The sequence below is a fragment of the Bacillus cereus group sp. MYBK95-2 genome (assembly GCF_051915225.1).
In the GTDB taxonomy this organism is placed as follows: domain Bacteria; phylum Bacillota; class Bacilli; order Bacillales; family Bacillaceae_G; genus Bacillus_A; species Bacillus_A cereus.
Window position 1 is genome coordinate 210,026 of record NZ_JBQAEH010000005.1, and the last position, 22,749, is coordinate 232,774.

Consider the following 22,749-nt stretch of genomic DNA (forward strand, 5'->3'; position numbering starts at 1 on the left):
AGACCCTTATTAAAATAATAAGGGTCTTTTTTAATGAAGAGTTATATCCTATACAAATATTATTCTCTTTATTATACATATTCACTTCGCTTTATTTCGTTAACATAATATTTTTACTGTATTCTGTAATTAATGCCTGTGCATGAGCATTCCCTTGAATCACATCACGAAATTCTTTTAAAGAATACAAATGCGTAACCCCTTTTCGAGCATGAATTCTTACTGGTACACCTTGTAAAGTATCATGAAACTGAAAAGGATTATCTATTGGTTCAATTGGAAAACCAAGTGTAAGTAAATACATATACATTCTTTTTGTTACTGCTGCAATGTACCATTCAGCTTTTGTTTCTAACGCATGTATAAATAAAATAGCTGTTAGCCTTTTGAAATGTCCTCTTCCACGAGACGTTTTCGAAATACTTAACTTGCCTATTTCATATACATTCTTCAAATCTTTTACTAAATCATTTTTAGAAAACGGATAGAAAAACTCAGAATTCGATTGTTCAGGTACCGTATACTTAATACATTCTACTGTACCAATAGGATGTTCATCTTCTATTAATAAAAATCGTGATGGATTTAAATTACGTTCTACGAACATTAAGTTTCTTTCTTCACAAAAATCTCCCCATAGTTGCTCGAACCCAAAATGTTCTTCCTTTGTTTGAACACGCTGGAACATATTTAACCGCCTTTCCCATCGCCGCTCTGTTTTTTTGATAACGCTTTCACTATCTATCATATAAGAACAAATCTTCGTATGCAACTAAAAATATTTATGACTTATTATATTCTGCAAAATGAATTAGATTCCAATTTAATCGACTTTTATCCCGCGCTCACATTCCTTTTAATAACACATTTGTAGCACTTTTCAAATCTAAATTACACTACGTTTCTTTCCATACAGCATATAATTCTTCTTAATCTAAAGAAATCCTTTATGAAAAAGGATTTCTTTTACTTCTTAATGCTTTTTAGCCATTTTTCAAAAATTTGTACCATCCCATGTTTTCCAGCTAATTTCTCTTCCCCTTGTTTCGTCTTATATGGATATAACTGCAAGAAAACACCGCATCCAGACTCAATTTTTTTACTATGCATATGGCTTCCTGGATATACACAAATGACTTCATAAATTGACCTTCGATAATAGACTCGCTTTCCATCCTGTTCTTCTACATACTTTATAGACCAGTACTTATACATTTGCTCAGTTGCTTTCGTATTTCCGACGTGCTGAAAAATATTGTACATTGGACTATACTTCACTTCAATAATAATAGAAGATTTATATACGTATTTCCCATCTTCTTTTACATAACAGTCTAAGCGAATATCTGGCTTCTTCGTATCCTCACCATTGTAAAAATTACTACCTTTACTTAATGCAATAAGAGGATGTGTTTCAATTAAGTCATTAAATGCGACATGCACCTTTATATCATCTCGTTCTAAAACTACTGTCGTTCCATCTTGTAATCCATCTACATAAAAATGTTCTTGTATTTGTTCACGGATGGAGTTTCTAGCCTCAAAACCAATTTGCTCTAAAAGTGAAATAACGATAAAAAAAGCGTAATATTCATACACTAAAAACGTTGGCTTATAAACAAATAATAATGATGGAGATTGATCCGTATATTGCGGGAGTACTTCTAAATGATGTAGTAATTGTTGATGTGGTATCGATAAATCATGTAAGTTCATGTTACTTGTTTCAGTAACTTCCCTCCAAAATGAAGAGTGCATTAACATTTGAAAGTATTGTACATTTTCATGCACAATATGCGCCAATATTTTATATTCTTGTATTTTCATTGAGCTCTTTCGTAAATCGGCTTCTTTTAGTAAATGTATATTTTTATATTTTTGCTTCTCTCTATCGGTTACTGATCCATTACGCTCAATTGTTTGTATAATCGTTTTTACAGCTTGAAACTCTTCTGATTTTTTCTTTTTTTCTCTTTCTAATATTTCAATTGTTTGACGTAAAAAACTTTTAGCTTCAATTAAATAATGATAAAATTGCATCGCTTTATATTTAAGAAATGCATTTTCCTTACTATTTTTTTGTTCCATAAACTTACGATTATAATGTTTGGCATAAGGTTTTCGTTCTGCCACTATAGTTCCTTTTCTTGTTGGCTTTCGCTCTTTTCCTTCCCATTTATATTCATTTATAAATTTTGAGCTTGATTCTATTTTCTTAAAGATTTGCTTTATCATTTTCATTTTTTGCGGTAACTTTCTAAGTAACACTAAATAAGAAGAATCCTCAATATCGCTAAGTGCAGAGAAGGTTTTTTTATAGTAACCTCTATCCAAAATCAACTCATTTAAAATTGACTTCACATAGTCTTGAATCATTTCAAATTGATCATCAAAAAAGTTTTTCGGTACGATTTGAAATGCGCCATAATACGTTGTATCTTCTATACGCACTTCAAAATGGTATAGACCACAGCGCCATGGATAAAAGAATTCTGTTTTCCCGTGTTCATATATTAATACTCTTTGTTTTTTTTCATTTATTTCATATTGAGCCTCTTTTATATTTTTCTGTCCCTCATATACTTTATTCCATATAAAAGTAATATTCATTGGGATTTCATAATTGTACTGCAATCTTATTGGTTTTAATTCTTGTACTTTATAAATACATTGAACTAATGCTGTAGTAGATGTACAAAGACGATTTAATAAAATATAATCTCCTTTCCCCTCATTTCCAATGATTAACTTTAATACAAAAGGGAGCGTTTCATTCGTATCAACGATTTTTGTTTCATAACGCCCTTCATTTTGCATATCCATACAACTCCAGTTCTCTACGTTTTTCTCGTATATATGCTAAAGAGTGTTCAAATGTAGATACTCTGTTTGCAAGTGTAGATTGCAAAAGAGGTACTAAGGTCGCCCCCCTTTTTGCTTCTTCAGAAAGTAAAGGCCCAACCATCATCTCGGTCCCTCTGATTTTCGTCAATACACGCTGCTTTATTTGTAAATCAAACCCCTCTTCTCTACTAATCATATAGGTATGGTTATTTTGAAACGGTATGTTTTGCAAATAAGTCGCAATTGCATTTGCACATCGGAAAGAAATCCCCTTAGACGCGTCATGTGATGACAATACGACATGCAACTTATCTAATAGCTCTAATTCTTCTTCAGAAAACACTTCAATCATCGCTTTATTTCTCATCCAATTTATCCGAAATTCTCCCGCCGTTACTTTCAAAGGTGGATGTAATACGACTTTCCCCTGTTCCATGCCCATCTCACAAAACGGAATTTTCTGTAACGTTATTAGGTTCGTTCGGTCTAATAATCGATCAGAGAGCTCTTTCGTTGTTTCATCAAAATTTACAGTACCTACAAATATAATATTTTCTCCAATTTCAATTGTTGATGGAATTGAATTCTCTATGTCCTGTACACCCTCATACAAGTTTAAAATACGATTTTTTGTTTCAAGTTCAAGAACAGATAGAAACGGAGTAAACCAATGCTCAATATGAGACATGTTCATTTCATCAAAAACGATTATATACAGTTGATTTGGATTTTCTTTCGCCTTCATTAACGTCCTAACTAACTTCGCTTCAGATTCAATAAAAGTACCATTTGGATGAAGGTAACCAAGTAAATCATGTGGTTCTTGATACGATGGCGAAATTGGAATCCAAACCAACTCTTCCCCATACTGTAACCCTAATGCTTCTGCATAAGTTTGCACAAAACGTGATTTCCCAACGCCCGGTATACCACCAAGAATCGTTAACATATTTGTTTTTACACTTATATGGAAATTATAAATATCCGTTTCATCCAAATATAACCCTTTATTATGCACCATACTTTGTACATACTGTAAAAAGGACGATTCACGCTCATCCCATTCCCATTCATCTTTTTGTATTTTTATATCCTCTACTTCAACTAGCTTACCTTCTTCATGCATTCGTTTTTTTAATTGCTCATATACATAATCACTTACAAAATATAATTGATCTTCTACCGCTATTTCTACATACTTCGTCCAGTCACTGCAGTTTATATATTTACATTCACGTTTCTGTTCAAAATAGGCGATTGAGCTAATTGATGACTTTAGGGATATGTTTCCGTACAGTCTTCCATCGTGCCACAATAATTCGGGAGGCTCAAAGTCTTTCGGAAATTTTGGCATAAGAAATGATAAATAACCGTTGCTAAGTTTTCGCTCTAAAGATTCTCTTTTTTTATGATTTGTAACTTTAGGTGCCGGAATCATTTTATAGCTGCTTGCTATTTCTTTCGGTTCTTCTGTACATATTAACTCCACGTATACATTTCCTCTTTCATAATAAAGACGAAACATTACTAATTGCTTTTCTAATTTCCTCTTCTTTAATTCCGAAAAAATTTTTTCATTCTTTTTATTGCTACATAACCCTTCAAATACATATGGTTCATTTATAAATTGTTCCTGTAAAGTGAATGGTATTGGCGATAAGCATTGTACAAAAAAATTCTCTCCACTCTTCTCTTTCTCAGCTTTTGTAAATTTCCCTAAAAATCTCATATAGTACATTCGTTTTATAAAACTTGGCTGAAGAGCTTTATGTAATTTCACCTTAGTCACCTTCTTTTTTCATACTATTCTTAGTGTATGAAAGAAACGAAAAACTAGAAATAAAAAACCTGACGTTATCCGCCAGGTTCAAAATAAAAACTTATATTAATGAGAAGGAAATGCTTTTTTCTCTTGTAAAATTGCATTATGAGCAATTTTCATTTTCGCAAGTACGTAACGTAATCGATCTTCAGCGTTTTCATCTTTACTTATTTGTAATTCCGCCAAATTTTCAACAGAACTTGCTAAATTTTCAATGACTCCTCTTAGTTCAGGATGATGATTAAAAAAAGATTCTTGCACTAATACTTTCCTTAACTCACTAGCTAAATCAATTATTCTAGACAACTGTTCTTTTTCTTCCATTCTCATCCCTCCTGAATATCTTATGTAGTAAATATTCTCTAAACAAAGAAAAAAGCCCTTTAAATGAAAAGGACTTTTTACATTTTTATATTTCCAGTTAACAACATATATATTGATGTGATAGCCGCAACAATAATTGCCCACATCACATACTTCTCTGCACCTACAAAGCAACGGTTCCCTTGTTCTTTTCTTGCAAATGTGTAAACAATAATTCCAATTCCATACACAATTGAAACGAGTAGTAAATTTTTTAAACCAGCTGCATAAAGAAGCCATACAGAGTAAATAGAAGCAATTAAAGCTAACGCTCCGTTTTTTAATTTAGCGTCTTTTAGTTCGTTTGTAATGACTAATTTAAATTGGAATAACGCTGATAATAAATATGGTAATAAAATTGATGTTGATGCAATGAAATACATAATTTGATATGTTGATTCCGAAAACAAAACGATGATAAATATAATTTGGGCAACACCATTTGAAATCCATAATGCCATGTGCGGTGTTTGCTTCTTATTTGTTTTCGTAAAGACTTTCGGAAATACGCCATCTTTTCCTGCTACATGAGAAATTTCAGAAACAAGTAAAAACCAGCCAATTAATGTACCGACAAGTGAAGCAACTAATCCGATGTTAATCGCAACTGCACCCCATGGACCAACAACGTGCTCTAATACATGTCCCATGGACGGAGTTTCTAACACAGAAAGTTCGCCTCTTGTCATAGCTCCCATTGATAGGACAGAAATTAAAATATAAATGGACATTACTAAAATAAGTCCCAATACTGTTGCCTTACCAACATCTCGACTATTCTTCGCTCTTCCAGATAATACAACCGCTCCTTCAACTCCAATGAAAACCCAAAGTGTTACAAGCATTGTATTTTTCACTTGACCAAGTATAGCGGAAAGTGAGATCGTTCCTTCTCCCCAAAAATCATGTGTAAATGTGTCCCAGCGAAAGGCTGTTACCATTACAACAATAAATAAAACGATTGGAACTAACTTCCCTATTGTTGCGATCACATTCATAATAGAAGCTTCACGGATTCCAAATAAAATTAAAAAATGAAGTGTCCATAATAAAAGTGATGCCCCAACGATAGACGCAACATTATTTCCTCCTTTGAAAATTGGAAAGAAATAACCTAATGTACTAAACAGTAACATAATTGTTGCGACATTACCTAAGATTCCTGCTAGCCAATATCCCCAAGCACTATTAAATCCAATATATTCACCGAAACCAGCACGTGCATAACTATAAATTCCACCTTCAAGTTCCGGTTTTTGTCTTGCTAACGTTTGATATACGAGCGCAAGTGGAATCATTCCCATCGCTGTAATACACCAGCCAATTATTATTGCACCACTGTTTGCTCCTACTGCTAAATCATGCGGTAAACTAAAAACACCGCCACCAACCATTGTTCCAACTACTAATGCGATTAATGGAAAAAATCCTAACTTCTTTTCTATTTGTACCACCCCATCTGTCATTCTAGGTGTTATGTTCGTTCAACTATTAAAGTCACCTTTTTCTCTAATAGACGTTTCTCTTATATTTTTTCAGGAAAACATTACTTATTCTAAAAGAAAATGAGCAAAAATGGAATACTTTTTTGAAAAAATGTATAAGTATGCACAAAAAAACCGCTCATTTTGTAATGAACGGTCATTTCAAACATATAAATTTGTATATTTCTTGTAAATTTAACGAAGTAACTTCTCTTTTTGTAAAAATTGTTTTGCGACTTCTTCACTACTTTTACCATTTACGTTAACTTCATAATTCATTTTTCGCATTTCTTCATCTGTAATCTTTCCAGATAATTTATTTAATACCTTTTCGAGTTCAGGATATTTCTGTAACGTTTCTTTTCTTAATAATGGTGCTCCTTGATAAGGTGGGAATAACCCTTTATCATCTTTCAGCACTTTCAGTCCGTATTGCTCCAATTCACTATCTGTTGAATATGCATCAATTACGTTAACATCTCCAGATTCAATTGCGCTATAACGCAGCTTCGGCTCCATCGTTTTAACATTCGAGAACTTATAGTTATATAATTTTTGCATTCCTTTATAACCATCTTCACGATCAGCAAATTCCAATGTAAATCCTACTTTGGCTTCCTGTGCAACATTCCCTAAATCAGAAATTGTATTTATATTCTTTTGATCTGCTATTTTTTTCGGCATAGCTAGTGCATATGTATTGTTATACTCCATTGGCTTCAACATAATCATATTATATTTCTTTTCCATTCCAATGCGAGCCTGCTCATATACTTCATCACGATTTGTACTCTTTGGTTCTTCTTTCACGAAAGTAGATAAAGCTGTTCCTGAAAATTCTGGGTATATATCTACTTCCCCTGATTTCAACGCTTCAAATACAAATGCTGTTTTTCCAAGACCTGGTTTTAATTGTACGTGTAAATCTGTATCTTGTTCAATAAGCTGCTTATACATTTGAATTAAAATTTCAGGTTCTGATCCAAGTTTGCCCGCAATAACAATATCTTTCTTTTCTGTACTCCAAAGAAATGGAGAAGCAATCATTATACAAACAATACATATCGTCAATATAACACGCTTAGAAGAGCGTTTCGGTCGTTCAAGTATGCGAAGTACTATATCAAAGAATAAAGCGAGTAACGCGGCTGGTACGGCCCCTAAAATGATAAGTGCATGATCATTTCGATCTATACCTAATAGTATAAGCTTACCGAGCCCACCAGCACCAATGAGAGCTGCTAATGTAGCCGTTCCAACAATTAATACCATCGCTGTACGAATACCGGCCATAATGATAGGCAATGCAAGAGGAAGTTCTACCTTCCACAATCTTCTCCAACTATTCATCCCCATAGCTTTCGCGGCTTCTATTAGAGATTCATCTAATTCCCTTATTCCTGTATATGTATTTCGTAAAATAGGTAATAGTGCATACACAACTAATGCGATAATCGCTGGAAGTTTTCCGATTCCTACTAATGGAATTAATAGTCCGAGTAATGCAAGTGATGGCACTGTCTGCATTACTGCAGAAGTTCCTATTATAAATTCAGCCATTCGTTCTTTTCTTGTTAATAAGATGCCAAGTGGCACCGCTATAATTACTGCAAAAAATAATGAAATAAGCGATATTTGTAAATGCTCACTTAATGCAGTTAGTAATTCTATTTTTCGTTCTTGGAACGTTTGTATAAAATTAGTCACTGTTTAGCCTCTTTCCTTCATTTGTTCAACAATGTAATTGACAATATGACGACTTGTTAACGCTCCAATATATTGACCGTTTTTTTCAACTGGAACGACCTCCTCATCACGCACACGAATTAACGCTTCTTGTAAAGAAGAATGTAATGATAGCGCCTGCCCTTCTAATTGCACACTTTGATCAAGCGGCAATACATCTGCTATACTTTTCCCCTGATACCAAGTTCGTCCGCGATTTCCAATAAACTCCTCTACAAATTCATTTTTCGGATTATGTATAATTCCTTCTGGTGTATCTAGTTGAACAACTTTTCCTTCTTTCATAATACAAATGCGATCTCCAAGTGATAATGCTTCTTGCATATCATGTGTTACAAATACGATTGTTTTTTGAATCTTTTTTTGCAACTGTACAATATCCTTCTGAAGCTGTTCCCTACTTAATGGATCTAACGCACTAAATGGTTCATCCATAAGAACGATTTTCGGGTTTGCAGCTAATGCTCGCACGACACCAACACGTTGTTTTTGTCCTCCTGACAATTCATCAGGCATACGATTTCGATAAATATCCGGATCTAATCCAACCATATGTAACAATTCATCGACGCGTGCTTTAATTTCTTTTTTGCTCCATTGCCTCATTTCAGGAACAATTGCAATATTTTCAGCAATTGTCATATGAGGAAACAAAGCAATCTGTTGCAACACGTATCCTATATCCCAACGTAATTCGTTTATATTATATTGTTGAATATCTTTTCCATCGATTAAAATCGATCCTTCAGTCGTTTCGATTAAACGATTAATCATCTTCATTGTCGTTGTTTTACCGCATCCACTCGGACCGATGAGAACAAAAAATTCTCCCTTTTTAATTTCTAAATGCAATGAATCCACTGCTTTCGTGCCATCTTCATACGATTTTGACACATGATTAAATTGAATCACAAATACAACTCCTTTAATGTTGTTTCCTTTATTTTGATGGAATATGGCATTCATTTCAAATGATACGCTTTTAAATTAAAAAAGAGCTCACATTTGAGCTCTAACGGTCGAACAATATTGTTTTCATAATAGCAGCATATTCGCGAACATACATTTTTCTCTTAGAACGAATTGGTGTTTCAGCAGCTAGTGCCTCCATCTTCATGCCTAAACGCTTTGCAATTATTTTCGTTCGATATAAATGATACGTATTACTTACAACTACTGCATGTTTCACATTATATAAATCCATACTAAACTTTAAGTTTTCATACGTATTTGTAGATTGATCTTCTATTAAAATACGACTCTCATCTATACCGTGTACCATTAAATAGTTTCTCATGCTGTGAGCTTCCGGTATATCTTCATCTTCTCCTTGACCACCTGAAACAATTACTTTCGCTTTAGGATGGGAAAATAAATACTCCACCGCTACATCCAAACGATTTTGAAGAGATAAAGACGGTCTATCTCCAAATAACTTTGCACCCAGTATAAGAACGTACGGAGAGTGATAGCTCAACTTTTCACGAGCAACTTTGTTCATTCTAAACGTCATATAAATGATGTATAGTGGCGGTAATAATAAAATGATAAGAAAGATCCATTTGTTCATAAATAAGTTTGCACTCCCTTTCTTTTTATTATACAGAAAAAGAAAGGGCGGCAGAAGTGTTTTTTAAACGATTGATTTATTAGAAACATTCGCCGCTACTTTACGTTGTGATAGTACATAATAAATAGCGATTCCTAATGAGAAGATCAATATGCAGCTTAATACGTAAAACGGAAGCATTACTCCGGCTTTAGATACACCCGCTGTAAACAGCATTAATAATACAATTCGTATTCCAGTACCAATTAGGCGAAATAAGCTGTCTACACGTCCCATTACTTCGTTTGGAATTTCCTCCATCATCAATACATTTCTCGCCACTCTTGTACCCGCATTTCCAACTGCATGAAAAATTGCAAGTCCATATAAGAAAATTACGGAAGGTTCAATAATCATTGCGGTAATTGAAATTACATAAATGAACATCGTCATAACGATTGAAACTTCTGTTTTTACATATTTCATTATGAGTGGAATACAGATTCCTGCAACAACCGCTCCGACACCGTACATCGTGCCCTCTATTGCGTATACAGAGGCATTGGCTTTAAGTATATCCGAAATATAAACTGGTATTAAATAATTTGCCATCATAACACCTATAAACGGCATATAAGTGGCCAGTAAGAACCAAAAGAGCTTAGGACGTTTTTTCATAAAGTGAATTCCTTCAAACAATTGCTTCTTAAATGTTATTTTTCTTTTCACTTCTTTTTTCTTTACGTACGGTATACATAAGAAAAGAAAAAATGCTCCAGCAAAAGTTAACATGTCTACTAACAAAATCCACCTCAAAGATACAATTTCAATTAAGAAGCTCGCAGCCGCTCCAGAAATAACTTGTGTTAACTGTCCTTGTATTTCCATCGTTCCACTTAAACTTTTATAATGTTCTGCTTGAAATATCTCTTGGTTGAACGCAAATATTGTAGGATAAAACAATAAATAGTAGAATGATCCGGCTATATAAATAAGAATATAGTGAATAGAATGATAAGGTTGCCCAGCAAATCCCCATATAACCATTATTCCGATTACGGCTATTCCGATTCCTTCGTTACATAGCAATAAAGATTTTCTTGAAAAACGATCAATACTTTGCCCAATGAATGGTGTTAATAAAAACATAATGAGGGTTGCAATGATAGAAACATAACCAAATGTTGTCTCTCCTCCACTCTCTTTAATTAACAGCCAAGGAATCGTTATCATAACAATTCCGGAACCAATAGCAGATAGACTATTGGCTCCTAGAATGTAATACAAGCGAGAATCATGATAAAGTGAGGACATATCATTCCACTCCTAGTTGTTTTTTCACCTCTTTATATACGCTCATATATGCTTTTAATTCTTTAACTACATCATGAATTAATGGTTTTGCATCTTCTCCAAGTTCACCATCTTGCACATGTAATCCATCAAGCACAACTTGTTTTGGAATTGCATTTGCATAAACACCTCTAGCGACCGTTCGCATGCTGTTTAATGCATTTATTCCACCTTTACCGCCACCAGCAACCGCTAACAATGCAACTGGTTTATGAATAAATTCACTACTACTTAAGTAATCTAAAGAGTTTTTCAGCGCACCGCTCATCGCATTATGATATTCTGGTGTACATAATACAACCCCATCCGCAGCTTTCACTAACGTTTTTAATTTTTTTACTGCCTCTAAATCACGTTGTGACTCTTCTCCATTGTATAAAGGTAACTCCTCAATTGCTAAATCATATAATTCCCCTTCAAATTGATCCGCAATATATTTTGCCACCACACGAGTTCGACCAAATTTTCTTGGTGTACCGTTAATAACGACTAGTTTCATGATTATTTCTCCCCTTTGTTTTCAAGTTCTACTTATATATTATCAGAAATTTCTATACAAAACACAATATAAAGAGTTAACTTGTTTCATAAAATAGTATGATAAACAAAAAAGAACTCATACTTTCGTATGAGTTTTGTACAATTACTTTGTTTCATCTCTCATGCTCAATGTACCTAAACTTTCATTTGCTTCAAAATGATTATATGCTTTTTCCGCTAATCTTTTCCGTTCTTCTGGTAATTCTATATATTTCATTACGTTTTCAATTATTTTTTCGTACGGAGTAAACACAATTCCTGGCCACTCTACCTCATCTTCTGGATTACTATTTTCGGAAATAATAAATTTCTTATTTGCGACTGCATAAGACACGCGAGGTGTTTCAAGAATTCCTGATAAATAAAAATGAATATTTAATATAATTTTAGCTCTAGCAATCAATTCATTTCTAACAATTCCCCACGCATTATTTTTAAAAACTATATTTAAATTCGGGGCAATCGCTTTTAGATGATCAAAAATAGCTTGTCGCCTCGGATTAAGAGCACCTATAAACAGAATATCAATATCTTCAATAATCTCATCTTCAAACGCATCTTTTTTTATTTCCAAAGTTGGAGCATAGTTCATTTCTACATGTTTTATTTCTTTTCCTACCCCTTTTTGTTTAAGCCATTCTATATTTTGTTTACTATAATCCCAAATCACTCTATCTTTTAATAATATTAAATAAAGGGGGTGCGCATATGGACTTCCTTCGTATAGCTGTTCTAAATTATAAACAATTGCATCTTTCGGAAGAAGGTTCGGGTTATATGCATATGTATGTGCTCCAAAAACAACTGTATTCTTTACATTTTCCAGTATTGTTTCTGATATAATTACTGTATTTCCCTCCTGCTCCAACCTCCACTTTAAAGCTCGCGCAACATCTATGAAACTACCGTATGTCTTTGGGCATATAAAAAGACAATAATCATATTCTTTATTCAAATAAACTTCCATTAATCTTAAATTATTTTTATATAGATCTACATCCGGATGTTTAAGTACCAACTCATTTGCATGTTTTCTTGCTACTTTATATAATCCAGCATAATAAGCAGCGATGCATCTTCTTAATTCGATTCTTTCCCGGTCCTCATCTAATACATCCATGTTTAAAAGAAGATTTGCGATACAATACGCTTTTAAATGATCACGATCATAATAATAGTCTAGTAGTGGCATCAATTCTTCATACGTATTTCCATGCACCGATTCTCCTAGTTCAATCGCCCATCGTATTAATTCCATGATTACTCCACTACTCCTTTAATCGAAAATGTATTTAATAAAATTTCGCATTATTCTCTACTATATTTGCTATATGAAATGGAATCTTTTCTTTTATCGATTCCAAATACTTTTGCGACACCGCCCCTAAATGTTTTTTATGAGGTATATAGAAAGCACTAATAGAAATTTCATAGTCAAATAAGTAATCATACACATGATAATCTACAAATAGTAGATCATCCTTTGGAAAAGGAATTTCCTTCCCTTGCAGAGCATACATCAAAGCAATATTGTTTTGAGATCGTAATCGATACAACCTTGCAAGTTGGTATAATGGTTCAGCCCGGGTTGGTCTATATTCCCAAGCTTTTTGAAAATAAAAAACAGCTAACGCTAAATATTGCTCTTCTTGCCCTTTAACAGTTTCTTTTTCATCAGCATCTGTCACTTCATTTTGTTTATTTGCTGAACGATTTGCTAACTGCTCATAACAAAATCCTATTCGCAATAACGAATAGAATACCTCTTCAACCCATCCTCCTGCTTCCACACGTTTTTTATACCATTTAATTGAATTCTCAAATTGACTTAAATGAAAATAAGTCTGAGCTAAATAAAATAAATATCTTATATGCAAATCTGGCGTTGTTTCTGGGTCGTTTATTCCCTGTAACAACAACCTCTCATCTCTTTCAAATTTATCAGCTTTGCTCCCGCCATCTCCGGGATCATTCACGACAAGAGTCTCTAACCGAGCTACCCTCGTATTGTAATTCGCTCCAACTTTTGAACGATCTATATCCCAATATTCATGAGTAACACCGACAGATTTCCATGGTAAAGAAGCTTTTAAAAGACGCGTAAGCCAATATTTAATATGAACATCATATTGTAATGTAAGATAATGATCTTCCGTTAAGCTCGTTTTATCGAAATTCGGATCAACCTCTAAAATCATATCCGCATCTAATATTAATAAATAATCTGCTTCTGGGTATGTTTTTTGCGCTAACGAAACAGCTAAGCTTCTGTTATAACCAAAGTTTTTAAACGGCTCATGATGAACCGTCCCAGGTATCTCATTTTCCTTACACCAATTTTCAATAATTTCAGGCGTATTATCCGTCGATCCAGTATCACAAATAGAAACAAAGTCTACAATTGATTTTGTTGCATTTAAACATCTTTCCATAATTCTAGACTCATTTTTAACGATCATACAAAGACATAACTTTTTTTCTTCCTTTACAGACTTCACTTGCTCATTTCCCATTTAACCACCTCATATTTTATTAACACGCTCTTCTCATATGTAACAACATTTCTTAGCTATACTGATGACATAAGCACCCTTTTACTATTTATGAAAACTTCATTTTATTTATTCTTACTTTTATGTGGGGACATATTTCATGCTTCGCTTTATATTTGATACAATCAATACAAAAAACATAATACGGGAATCCGTACATTTCAAAGTCTAAGAGGAGGTTATATTTTGTTGGATTACATTTGGCTAGATGACAAATCACCAATTTTAGAACAACTACCAAGAAACTTTAAATCTGCAGCTATATTGCTACATCCTTTTATCCAAATGCCTTTAGGATGGGAAAAGTCTGTGAGAAAAAGACCATATGAGCACATCTATCCTAGCGCTGAAGAAATCATTTATAATGGGAAATCCGTTTCTTGGAAGGAAATGATGTCTTGTAGTGGATTACATTCATACGCAGACCTAGCAATGGCCATGTTGACTTCCATTAGTGCCCTTTCAGAAGAATATAAAAGAGAGGATTTAGCTGAAAAGCTACATTCAAACTTAAAAAAAGATCTTTATTATCCAACAGAAGATTATACGTCTATATTTTTATTACACAAATTACTTAAACTCCTCGGTTCTAAAGGTGCAAAAAATCTATATTTCTCTGAACCAATTCTTGATACAAACGGATTATTACAGGTAAATAATACTACTCCATTAGATATTTGGGACATTAGCAATAATGAGTTAATTATTACTGGCGAAGATAATGAGTATGCGTTTATGAGTATATACGATTCCTTTACAACCTTATTATTAGCTAAAGAAGAAAATATAGAATATATTGTTCATTCAATGAACGTTGAAGCTATCATTTGTGACAAAAAAACGATGATTGATTGGTATTTTTAAATTAGTAATTTCTTAAACTATAAAAAAGAAACTTGCGCTTATACACAAGTTTCTTTTTAAAAACATCCTTATTTTTTCACAACTTCATGTCCACCGAACTGATTACGTAATGCTGAAACTACTTTTCCATGGAATGTATCATCTTCCTGAGAACGATAGCGCATAAATAATGACATAGCGATAACTGGTGCTGCAGCTTGAAGTTCAAGTGCAGTTTCAACAGTCCATTTTCCTTCTCCTGAAGAGTTCATTACACCTTTAATGCCATCTAGTTTCGGATCTTCTGCAAATGCTTTTTCAGTTAAGTCCATTAACCAACCACGGATAACTGATCCGTTAGCCCATACTTTTGCAACATCTTCATAATTGAAATCAAAGTCACTCTTATCTAGTACTTCAAATCCTTCAGCGATTGCTTGCATCATGCCGTACTCAATACCGTTATGAACCATTTTCAAGAAATGACCACTACCAACACGGCCAGCATAAGAATAGCCATTTTCTACTGCTAAATCTTTAAATAAAGGTTCTAATTGGTCGTAAATTTCTTTTTCTCCACCAACCATTAAGCAAGCACCGTATCTAGCTCCTTCTACACCGCCTGATGTACCGATATCTACATAATGTAATCCGAAGCTTTTTGCTTCTTCAGCACGGCGTAACGTATCTTTATAGAATGAATTTCCGCCTTCAATAACGATATCACCTTCATCTAATAATGGATATACATCTTTTAGTACTGACTCTACAACTTCTCCTGCAGGCACCATTACCCAAATTGTACGAGGAGCTTCTAGTTCAGCAATCATTTCTTTTAATGTATGACGTGCAGTAATTCCTAGTTTTCCTGCCTTTTCAACAAGCTCTTTATTTACATCGTATACAACTATTTCATGCTTGTCTTCATATAAGTGTTCAGCTAATGGAAATCCCATTTTTCCTAATCCAATTAAACCTAGTTTCATATTAATCAATCTCCTATTCTATACAAATATATTTAATATCGAAATTAGCCCAAGTGCTACTACAGATAATATAGTCTCCATTGCAGTCCATGTTAATAATGTTTCTTTCACAGTCATTCCGAAATACTCTTTAATCATCCAAAATCCTGAATCATTCACGTGTGATAAAATTAATGACCCTGCACCAGTTGCAAGTGCTAATAATTCAACATTTACACCTGGTGTGCTTGCTGCAATCGGCGCAACAATACCAGCTGCTGTCATCATAGAAACAGTTGCCGATCCAGTTGCAATTCGGATTAGTGCCGCAATTCCCCACCCTAATAATATCGGTGAAATATGTGATTCTTTCGCCATATCTGCAATTGTCGTTCCAATTCCAGAATCTAATAATACTTTATTAAATGCGCCGCCTGCACCAATCACTAACAATATGTTTGCAATAGGTCCAAGGCAATCATTTGTAAATTGTAACACTTTATCTTTTGAGAAACCTTTTGCATATCCAAGACTAAAGAAAGAGTAAATGGTTGCAATTAATAAAGCCACAATCGGATCTCCAATAAAGTGTAATACTTGTGCTAGTTGACTCGTTTTATTTAATGCAACTTCTGCTATTGATGCACCAAGCATAAGAAATACTGGAAGTAAAATTGTAAACAATGTATTCCAAAAGCTAGGAAGCTCTTTTTTATTATCTTTTTCAACAAATTGCTCCGCTATATCTAATGGTACTTCCTTATGTATACGAGCACCAATCCATTTCCCGTAAAGTGGACCTGAAATAATTGCAGTTGGAAGTCCGACAATTAACGCATATAAAATTGTCTTCCCTACATCTGCTTTAAAAATACCAACTGCCGCCATTGCCGCTGGATGCGGTGGAACAAGTCCGTGTACGACTGACAGTCCTGCTACTAGCGGAATACCAATTGTAATAAGTGATACCCCAGTTTCTAACGCAATTGTAAATACTAACGGAATTAATAGTACAAATCCAACTTGGAAAAATACCGGAATCCCTACTAAAAATGCAACGAACATCATCGCCCAGTGAACTCGTTTCTTCCCAAAACGATTAATTAATGTGTTAGCGATACGTTCAGCACCACCAGATTCGGCCATCATTTTTCCAAGCATCGTTCCTAGTGCTAAAACTATTGCTAAAAACCCTAATGTATTACCAAGCCCTAGTTTAATAGAATCAATAATCCCTGGATCTTTTGGTGAAGTTCCAATTAAAGGCATTCCCATTGCTAATCCTACACCAATTGCTGTTAAAATTAATGCGACAAATGGATGCCATTTTACTACCGTAATAAGTAAAAGTAGTATGACAACTGCCGCTAGTACGATCCCAACTACCATTTCTCCCAATCCCCCTATTGTTTACGTTGGAAAGCAGCTATACAATCAAATTCTTCTTTCAAGCGATTGTAAAGTCGTTCATACATATAAAACATTTCTAAATATATAGCCGTATTTTCTTTATTCGGTACATGGTGATGGACAATATCAATCCAATCCTTTACCTCTTCAAGAGAATCAATTTTTCCTACAGCATATAAAGCAACTGCCGCTGCCCCAAGCGCAGATGCTTCATGACTTTCAGGTACAAGCAATTCTTTTCCCATCATATCGGACAACATTTGTCTCCAAAATGCAGATTTTGCAAACCCTCCTGAAACTCGTATTTCAGTAAGTGGCCCTGTACAATCCCTGATTGCGAGTGCTACTGAATATACACTCATACAAACACCTTCCATCACTGCACGTATAAAATGTTCTCGCTTATGTTGAAGATTGATTCCAAAGAATGTACCACGAGCATTTGCATTCCAGTAAGGTGCGCGTTCTCCAGATAAGAAAGGTAAGAACAATAGCCCATCCGCTCCAGCTGGTACGCTTTCTGCATATTTAATTAATAAATCATAAGGATCAATGCCGAGCTTTCTTGCTACTTCTTGCTCTGGACTACCAAATTCATCACGTAACCATCTCAGTAATATTCCGCCGTTATTCGTTGGACCACCGATTACCCAGTGCTCATCTGTTAATGCGTAACAAAACGTTCTCCCTTTCTCATCTGTATTTATATTTGATGAGATTGTTCGAACCGCACCACTCGTTCCAATCGTAATTGCAGCCGCACCCGGTGATATCGCACCAACTCCTACATTTGCAAGAACCCCATCACTTGCTCCGATGACAATTGGTGTTTCTGCACTTATCCCCATCTTCTGTGCTAACTCTGGCTTCATACCTGATAAAATATATGTAGTTGGTACAGGGGTTGATAATTTTTCTGATGACATATGTAACATAGTTAAAACATCTTCATCCCAGTTTAATGTTTCTAAATTAAATAACCCTGTAGCAGAAGCAATCGAATAATCAACTACGTAGCGTGAAAATAATTGGTAAATCACATACTCTTTAATGGAAATGAATTTATAGGCACTTGTATATAACTCTGGTTCCTCTTCTTTCATCCATAACAATTTAGAAAGTGGTGACATCGGATGAATCGGTGTACCTGTACGTCTATAAATTTCATGCCCATTCATTTGTTTTAATAATTTTTCTGACTGCTTCGTACTTCGATTATCTGCCCAAATGATAGAACGCGTTAATGGCGCACCATTTTCATCTACTGCAATTAATGCGTGCATAGCTGTACTAATACCGATTGAAGAAATATCTTCTGGTAATACATTACCTTTTTCAATGGCAACGCTTACACTTTTGTATACAGCGGCACATATTACATCAGGATCTTGCTCAGCCCATCCTACATTCGGTTGAATAATTGGGTAATCGATTGCATGTGATGCAATGACTTTTCCTTTTTCTGTGAACACAACCGTTTTTGTACTTGTGGTACCGATATCAATCCCGATTACTCTCCCCCTTGTTTCCATGCGAATCTTCCCTTCATTACTAGCAAAATACGATTTAGTAAACCGTTTACATGAATTAGTATATAAAATATTTTTTCATTTATCAAGTTATAAAAAGAAAATTTTTTTCATACCAAAAATAAATCCCCTCATTCCATTTCACTTATATACTAAATTTAGCTTTTCCATGCGGTAAAATTACGTTATATTCGTTACGCAATACACTCTTTCCTCTCATTAACAACACATACATAATCCTCCATACGTTCTACTTATTTGCTTGAAGAAAAAGTTGAAAAGCAATATTCATTTTTAGCGGTCACGTAACATCACCATCAAGCCAAGAAAAGTAACTAACCGCAGAATGAGAATTCTGTGCATTTTACTCATATTTATTGTTTTAGGTTCACTAGTCTTTTATCTTGATAAACATAGAGCGTGGCCCCCTACTATCACTTTTTTATCTTGTAAATATATCTTGCATACTATAAAATCGAAAAGTATTTTTATTTTTCAGAAAAATAAAAACAATAACACGAAATTTATTGTATAATGTTGTAAAAAGATGTCGGAGGGATTTAATGTTAAATAAAATATCTCAATTCACAATTAAGCTTTCATCAATTCTTTTATCACTCTTACTATTATTAAATTTACCTTATTTATTTATCACTCAACAAGGATTTACCTTTCAACCAATTTATTTTTTTAATCAGACCGTTACTATGTTAAAACAGGTTTTTTCCCCTGAATCATTAGTGATTATAGGATCAGACCCGAAGTTTGGCCATTTCAAAAAAACACCATTATTTCCAACTGTTTTAGAACCTTACCTATATTCATTTACTATATTATTTTTAGCCTTTTTTCTTGCTCTCTTTTTATCATCTAGCATGGCATTTTTTTATTTTTTAGCAAAAGATTATATAAAAAAATGGATAAACCGAATTGTGTTCATATTAGAAGCTGTCCCTGATATGATGATGATGATTTGTTTGCAAATTTTTTTCATATGGGTACTTCAGAAATTTGGGGAATCTCCTGTCACTATTATTTCCTTTAATGACAATCGAGCTTATTTACTCCCTATTTTATCATTAGCTGTCTTACCTACATTACAAATGTTTCGGATGATGGTGTTATACATAAAAGAAGAGCAAGGAAAACATTACGTAGAGGTTGCATATGGAAAAGGCCTTTCATCAAGTTATATACTATGCATTCATTTATTCAAAAATATATCTATCCACTTCTTCCACCATCTAAAAACGATTTTTGTTTTCTTACTTTCTAATTTATTCATTTTAGAATTTGTTTTTAATATGGAAGGCATTATTCAATTTTTATTTAATAAGGCGTTTGTTTCACCTCCAGCTGCATTTATCATACTTGTTATGATTATTTTACCATTTTATGCTATTTTCCAAATAGTCTCATTCATGATGAATAGATGGAAAAAGCAATTGAAAGGAGTATCATTATGAAATCTATTTGGAAATCAAAACGCTTTTTAATCGGCTTTACTTATCTATTCATACTTATTTCAGCTAGTTTTATTTATAGTTGGTTCTTTAAAGATAACATCCCAAAACCTCCTCAGTTACTTTACAATGACAATAACGAATTACTTGGAAAGGCCCCCTTTCCGCCATCGTTAATTCCACCTTTTGGATCTGATCGTTTTGGAGAGTCTGTTTTCTTACAAATTGTAGAAGGAGCAAAATTCACTATTTTATTAGCCATGGCAATTAGCTTCTTTCGAATTTTATGCGGAACATGTATAGGAATCCTCTTAAGTTTATTTGCTCCAAAACTCAAGAGATTTTTCCAGTCATGCTCAGAAGTTTTTTATTACATTCCAACTCTATTTATCGCATTCATACTCATCACGCCCGTTAATATTATAATCACATCAAATGCTGATGGGGTAGATCCAAATATTTCATTTACGTTTTATCAAGTACTCGTACTTATTTTCGTCGCTCTGCCTACACTTTCTTTATACATATCCTCAGAGGTTGATGAATTTATGAAACAAGATTACATCTTAAGTTCACAATTACTGGGGGCTAGTCGTTTTCATATTATAAAAAAACACTTACGAGTCTTATTACTTGACCGCTTATTTGTATTATTTATGGAACATATCGTCCAAACACTCATACTCGTTATCCATTTAGCGTTGCTTAACATTGTAATTGGCGGCATACAAATGCGTGAACTCTATGACGGAGTGCTCAAACCTGTTTCTCTATCTAATGATTGGGCAGGTCTTATTGGATTAAATCGTAATGAAATGAATCTTTCATGGTGGATTATTTTTTATACTCTCGCTTCATTCTTTATTACGATTCTATTTATTAAGCTTATGACCATCGGGATTCAAGATGCACTGAAAGCAAGAGATTCGCAAATTGTAGCAATTCAAAACGTTCCAGATCATAAAAAATTTGTTAAACATAAAGATTCCTTTTCGTTTGCAAATAAAGTAAACCTTTAATCATTTCTCATTAATGAAGTATTAATTGGCATCGATATTAGTAGAAAATAAAGAAGGTGATCCCTATTAAATATAGGGATCATCTTCTTATGCTGTCTAACTTTTTTACATGTCCTTTGCTAGACTCATGTTTTTTATATTTAAAGTGAATTATTTGCAATCACAATTATGTTTTTTAAAATCAATTACCATACGCCCTTGAATTCTACCTTGTTCCATTTCTTCGAATACATTTTGTACTTTATCTAGCGAACAAGTTTGAACAACCGGCACTACTTTTCCTTCTGCCCCAAACATAAACGCCTCTTCCAAATCTTTACGAGTACCAACTAGAGAACCAACTACTTCAATTCCATCCAGTACAAGTCGTGGGATGTTTAAGTCCATTGTTTCTACTGGTAGCCCTACTGCAACTACTTTACCGCAAGCACGTACTGCATCAACTGCTGAGTTAAAGGCTACTTTAGAGACTGCTGTTACTACCGCAGCATAAGCGCCACCAAACTTCTCTTGCACAATTTTATCAGCAGGACCTTGAGAAATTGGATTGATAGTCATATCAGCACCAACTTCTTTCGCTAAGGCTAATTTATCGTCATTAATGTCTACTGCGATTACCTTTGCACCAAATACATTTTTAGCATATTGGATAGCTAAGTTACCTAATCCACCGCAGCCATAGATTACAATAGGTTGACTAGGTTTAATATCTGATACTTTAATAGCTTTATATGTAGTTACACCAGCACAAGTAATTGATGATGCTTGAGCAGGATCTAATCCTTCTGGTACTTTTACCGCATAATCAGCTGTAACGATACATTGTTCAGCCATACCACCATCCACTGAATAACCAGCGTTTTTAACTTCACGGCAAAATGTTTCTCTACCAGTTACGCAATATTCACAACGTCCACAAGATTGGAACATCCATGCAATACTTACACGGTCACCTATCTTTAGTGAAGTAACATCATCAGCTATTTTCGTAACAATACCTACACCCTCATGACCAAGAATACGGCCATCAGTGTTACCAAAATCATGATTCGCAACGTGTAAATCAGTGTGGCAAACTCCACAATACTCTACATCTACTAACGCTTCACCTGAGTGTAACGGACGTAATTCTTTTTCAATCACTTCGATGTTTGCTTTGCTGTTTTTATTAACCACTACTGCTTTCATATATGATCTCCCCTTTAGTGTTTTAGCATTTTAATGAGTTTATCTCACAACTACTTTCTTCACTACTTTGGCTAGTTAT

General features: G+C 34.0%; 19 protein-coding genes. 3 read left to right on the plus strand and 16 right to left on the minus strand.

What is annotated here, in order from left to right; all coding sequences use genetic code 11:
- Positions 1 to 91: 91 nt before the first annotated feature.
- The 12 genes from ACTFN4_RS18550 to ACTFN4_RS18605 form a co-directional block, all read right to left on the minus strand.
- Positions 92 to 688 carry a hypothetical protein gene (locus tag ACTFN4_RS18550; protein WP_000487796.1) on the minus strand — a complete coding sequence of 199 codons (597 nt, stop codon included), beginning with the start codon at positions 686 to 688 and terminating at the stop codon, positions 92 to 94.
- A 278-nt stretch (positions 689 to 966) separates the two neighbouring features.
- Positions 967 to 2,817: a hypothetical protein gene (locus ACTFN4_RS18555; protein WP_001178731.1), complete on the minus strand. Its 1,851-nt coding sequence runs from the start codon at positions 2,815 to 2,817 to the stop codon at positions 967 to 969.
- Positions 2,807 to 4,624: an AAA family ATPase gene (locus ACTFN4_RS18560; protein ID WP_000766194.1), complete on the minus strand. Its 1,818-nt coding sequence runs from the start codon at positions 4,622 to 4,624 to the stop codon at positions 2,807 to 2,809. The genes ACTFN4_RS18555 and ACTFN4_RS18560 overlap by 11 nt, the downstream gene beginning before the upstream one ends.
- A gap of 105 nt (positions 4,625 to 4,729) precedes the next feature.
- The gene (locus tag ACTFN4_RS18565; protein WP_000391445.1) at positions 4,730 to 4,990 is read right to left on the minus strand and encodes a hypothetical protein; all 261 of its coding nucleotides are present in this window, start codon (positions 4,988 to 4,990) and stop codon (positions 4,730 to 4,732) included.
- A 77-nt stretch (positions 4,991 to 5,067) separates the two neighbouring features.
- Complete coding sequence (locus ACTFN4_RS18570) at positions 5,068 to 6,495, minus strand: basic amino acid/polyamine antiporter (RefSeq protein WP_000129444.1); 1,428 nt, start codon at positions 6,493 to 6,495, stop codon at positions 5,068 to 5,070.
- Positions 6,496 to 6,708: 213 nt separating this feature from the next.
- Positions 6,709 to 8,220, minus strand: coding sequence for an ABC transporter permease/substrate-binding protein (locus ACTFN4_RS18575; RefSeq protein ID WP_000181014.1), 1,512 nt, complete (start codon positions 8,218 to 8,220; stop codon positions 6,709 to 6,711).
- A gap of 3 nt (positions 8,221 to 8,223) precedes the next feature.
- Complete coding sequence (locus tag ACTFN4_RS18580) at positions 8,224 to 9,171, minus strand: ABC transporter ATP-binding protein (protein WP_048656779.1); 948 nt, start codon at positions 9,169 to 9,171, stop codon at positions 8,224 to 8,226.
- A 100-nt stretch (positions 9,172 to 9,271) separates the two neighbouring features.
- Positions 9,272 to 9,829 (minus strand): YdcF family protein, encoded by a 558-nt coding sequence (locus ACTFN4_RS18585; protein ID WP_439962661.1) that lies wholly within the window; start codon positions 9,827 to 9,829, stop codon positions 9,272 to 9,274.
- Positions 9,830 to 9,892: 63 nt separating this feature from the next.
- The gene (locus ACTFN4_RS18590) at positions 9,893 to 11,122 is read right to left on the minus strand and encodes an MFS transporter (protein ID WP_439962662.1); all 1,230 of its coding nucleotides are present in this window, start codon (positions 11,120 to 11,122) and stop codon (positions 9,893 to 9,895) included.
- A gap of 1 nt (position 11,123) precedes the next feature.
- Positions 11,124 to 11,660, minus strand: a complete 537-nt coding sequence (locus ACTFN4_RS18595) for an NADPH-dependent FMN reductase (protein ID WP_000780355.1) — start codon at positions 11,658 to 11,660, stop codon at positions 11,124 to 11,126.
- A gap of 144 nt (positions 11,661 to 11,804) precedes the next feature.
- Positions 11,805 to 12,959, minus strand: coding sequence for a hypothetical protein (locus ACTFN4_RS18600; RefSeq protein WP_000420431.1), 1,155 nt, complete (start codon positions 12,957 to 12,959; stop codon positions 11,805 to 11,807).
- Between the two features lie 34 nt (positions 12,960 to 12,993).
- Positions 12,994 to 14,214: a glycosyltransferase gene (locus tag ACTFN4_RS18605; protein ID WP_000526219.1), complete on the minus strand. Its 1,221-nt coding sequence runs from the start codon at positions 14,212 to 14,214 to the stop codon at positions 12,994 to 12,996.
- Positions 14,215 to 14,439: 225 nt separating this feature from the next.
- On the opposite strand from ACTFN4_RS18605, the gene ACTFN4_RS18610 reads away from it, so the two are divergent.
- A complete protein-coding gene (locus tag ACTFN4_RS18610; protein ID WP_000888154.1) occupies positions 14,440 to 15,117 on the plus strand; it encodes a DUF2711 domain-containing protein in 678 nt (225 codons plus the stop codon).
- Between the two features lie 68 nt (positions 15,118 to 15,185).
- Here the strand turns inward: ACTFN4_RS18610 and gnd are convergent, their stop codons facing one another.
- Genes gnd through gntK form a run of 3 tightly spaced genes read right to left on the minus strand, consistent with a single transcriptional unit; the run spans position 15,186 to position 19,003 of the window.
- Positions 15,186 to 16,082: a phosphogluconate dehydrogenase (NAD(+)-dependent, decarboxylating) gene (gnd, locus tag ACTFN4_RS18615; RefSeq protein WP_439962663.1), complete on the minus strand. Its 897-nt coding sequence runs from the start codon at positions 16,080 to 16,082 to the stop codon at positions 15,186 to 15,188.
- Positions 16,083 to 16,100: 18 nt separating this feature from the next.
- Entirely contained in the window at positions 16,101 to 17,450 is a 1,350-nt protein-coding gene (locus ACTFN4_RS18620) for a GntP family permease (RefSeq protein WP_000260208.1), read from the minus strand.
- 14 nt (positions 17,451 to 17,464) lie between these two features.
- Positions 17,465 to 19,003 carry a gluconokinase gene (gene gntK, locus ACTFN4_RS18625; RefSeq protein ID WP_439962664.1) on the minus strand — a complete coding sequence of 513 codons (1,539 nt, stop codon included), beginning with the start codon at positions 19,001 to 19,003 and terminating at the stop codon, positions 17,465 to 17,467.
- A 560-nt stretch (positions 19,004 to 19,563) separates the two neighbouring features.
- Between gntK and ACTFN4_RS18630 the strand changes: the two genes are divergently transcribed.
- Both ACTFN4_RS18630 and ACTFN4_RS18635 read left to right on the plus strand, forming a co-directional pair.
- Positions 19,564 to 20,466, plus strand: a complete 903-nt coding sequence (locus tag ACTFN4_RS18630; RefSeq protein WP_439962665.1) for an ABC transporter permease subunit — start codon at positions 19,564 to 19,566, stop codon at positions 20,464 to 20,466.
- The gene (locus tag ACTFN4_RS18635; RefSeq protein WP_000836565.1) at positions 20,463 to 21,482 is read left to right on the plus strand and encodes an ABC transporter permease; all 1,020 of its coding nucleotides are present in this window, start codon (positions 20,463 to 20,465) and stop codon (positions 21,480 to 21,482) included. The genes ACTFN4_RS18630 and ACTFN4_RS18635 overlap by 4 nt, the downstream gene beginning before the upstream one ends.
- Positions 21,483 to 21,632: 150 nt before the next feature.
- On the opposite strand, the gene adhP is transcribed toward ACTFN4_RS18635, so the two are convergent.
- Entirely contained in the window at positions 21,633 to 22,670 is a 1,038-nt protein-coding gene (gene adhP, locus ACTFN4_RS18640) for an alcohol dehydrogenase AdhP (protein WP_000649120.1), read from the minus strand.
- Between the last annotated feature and the right edge of the window lie 79 nt (positions 22,671 to 22,749).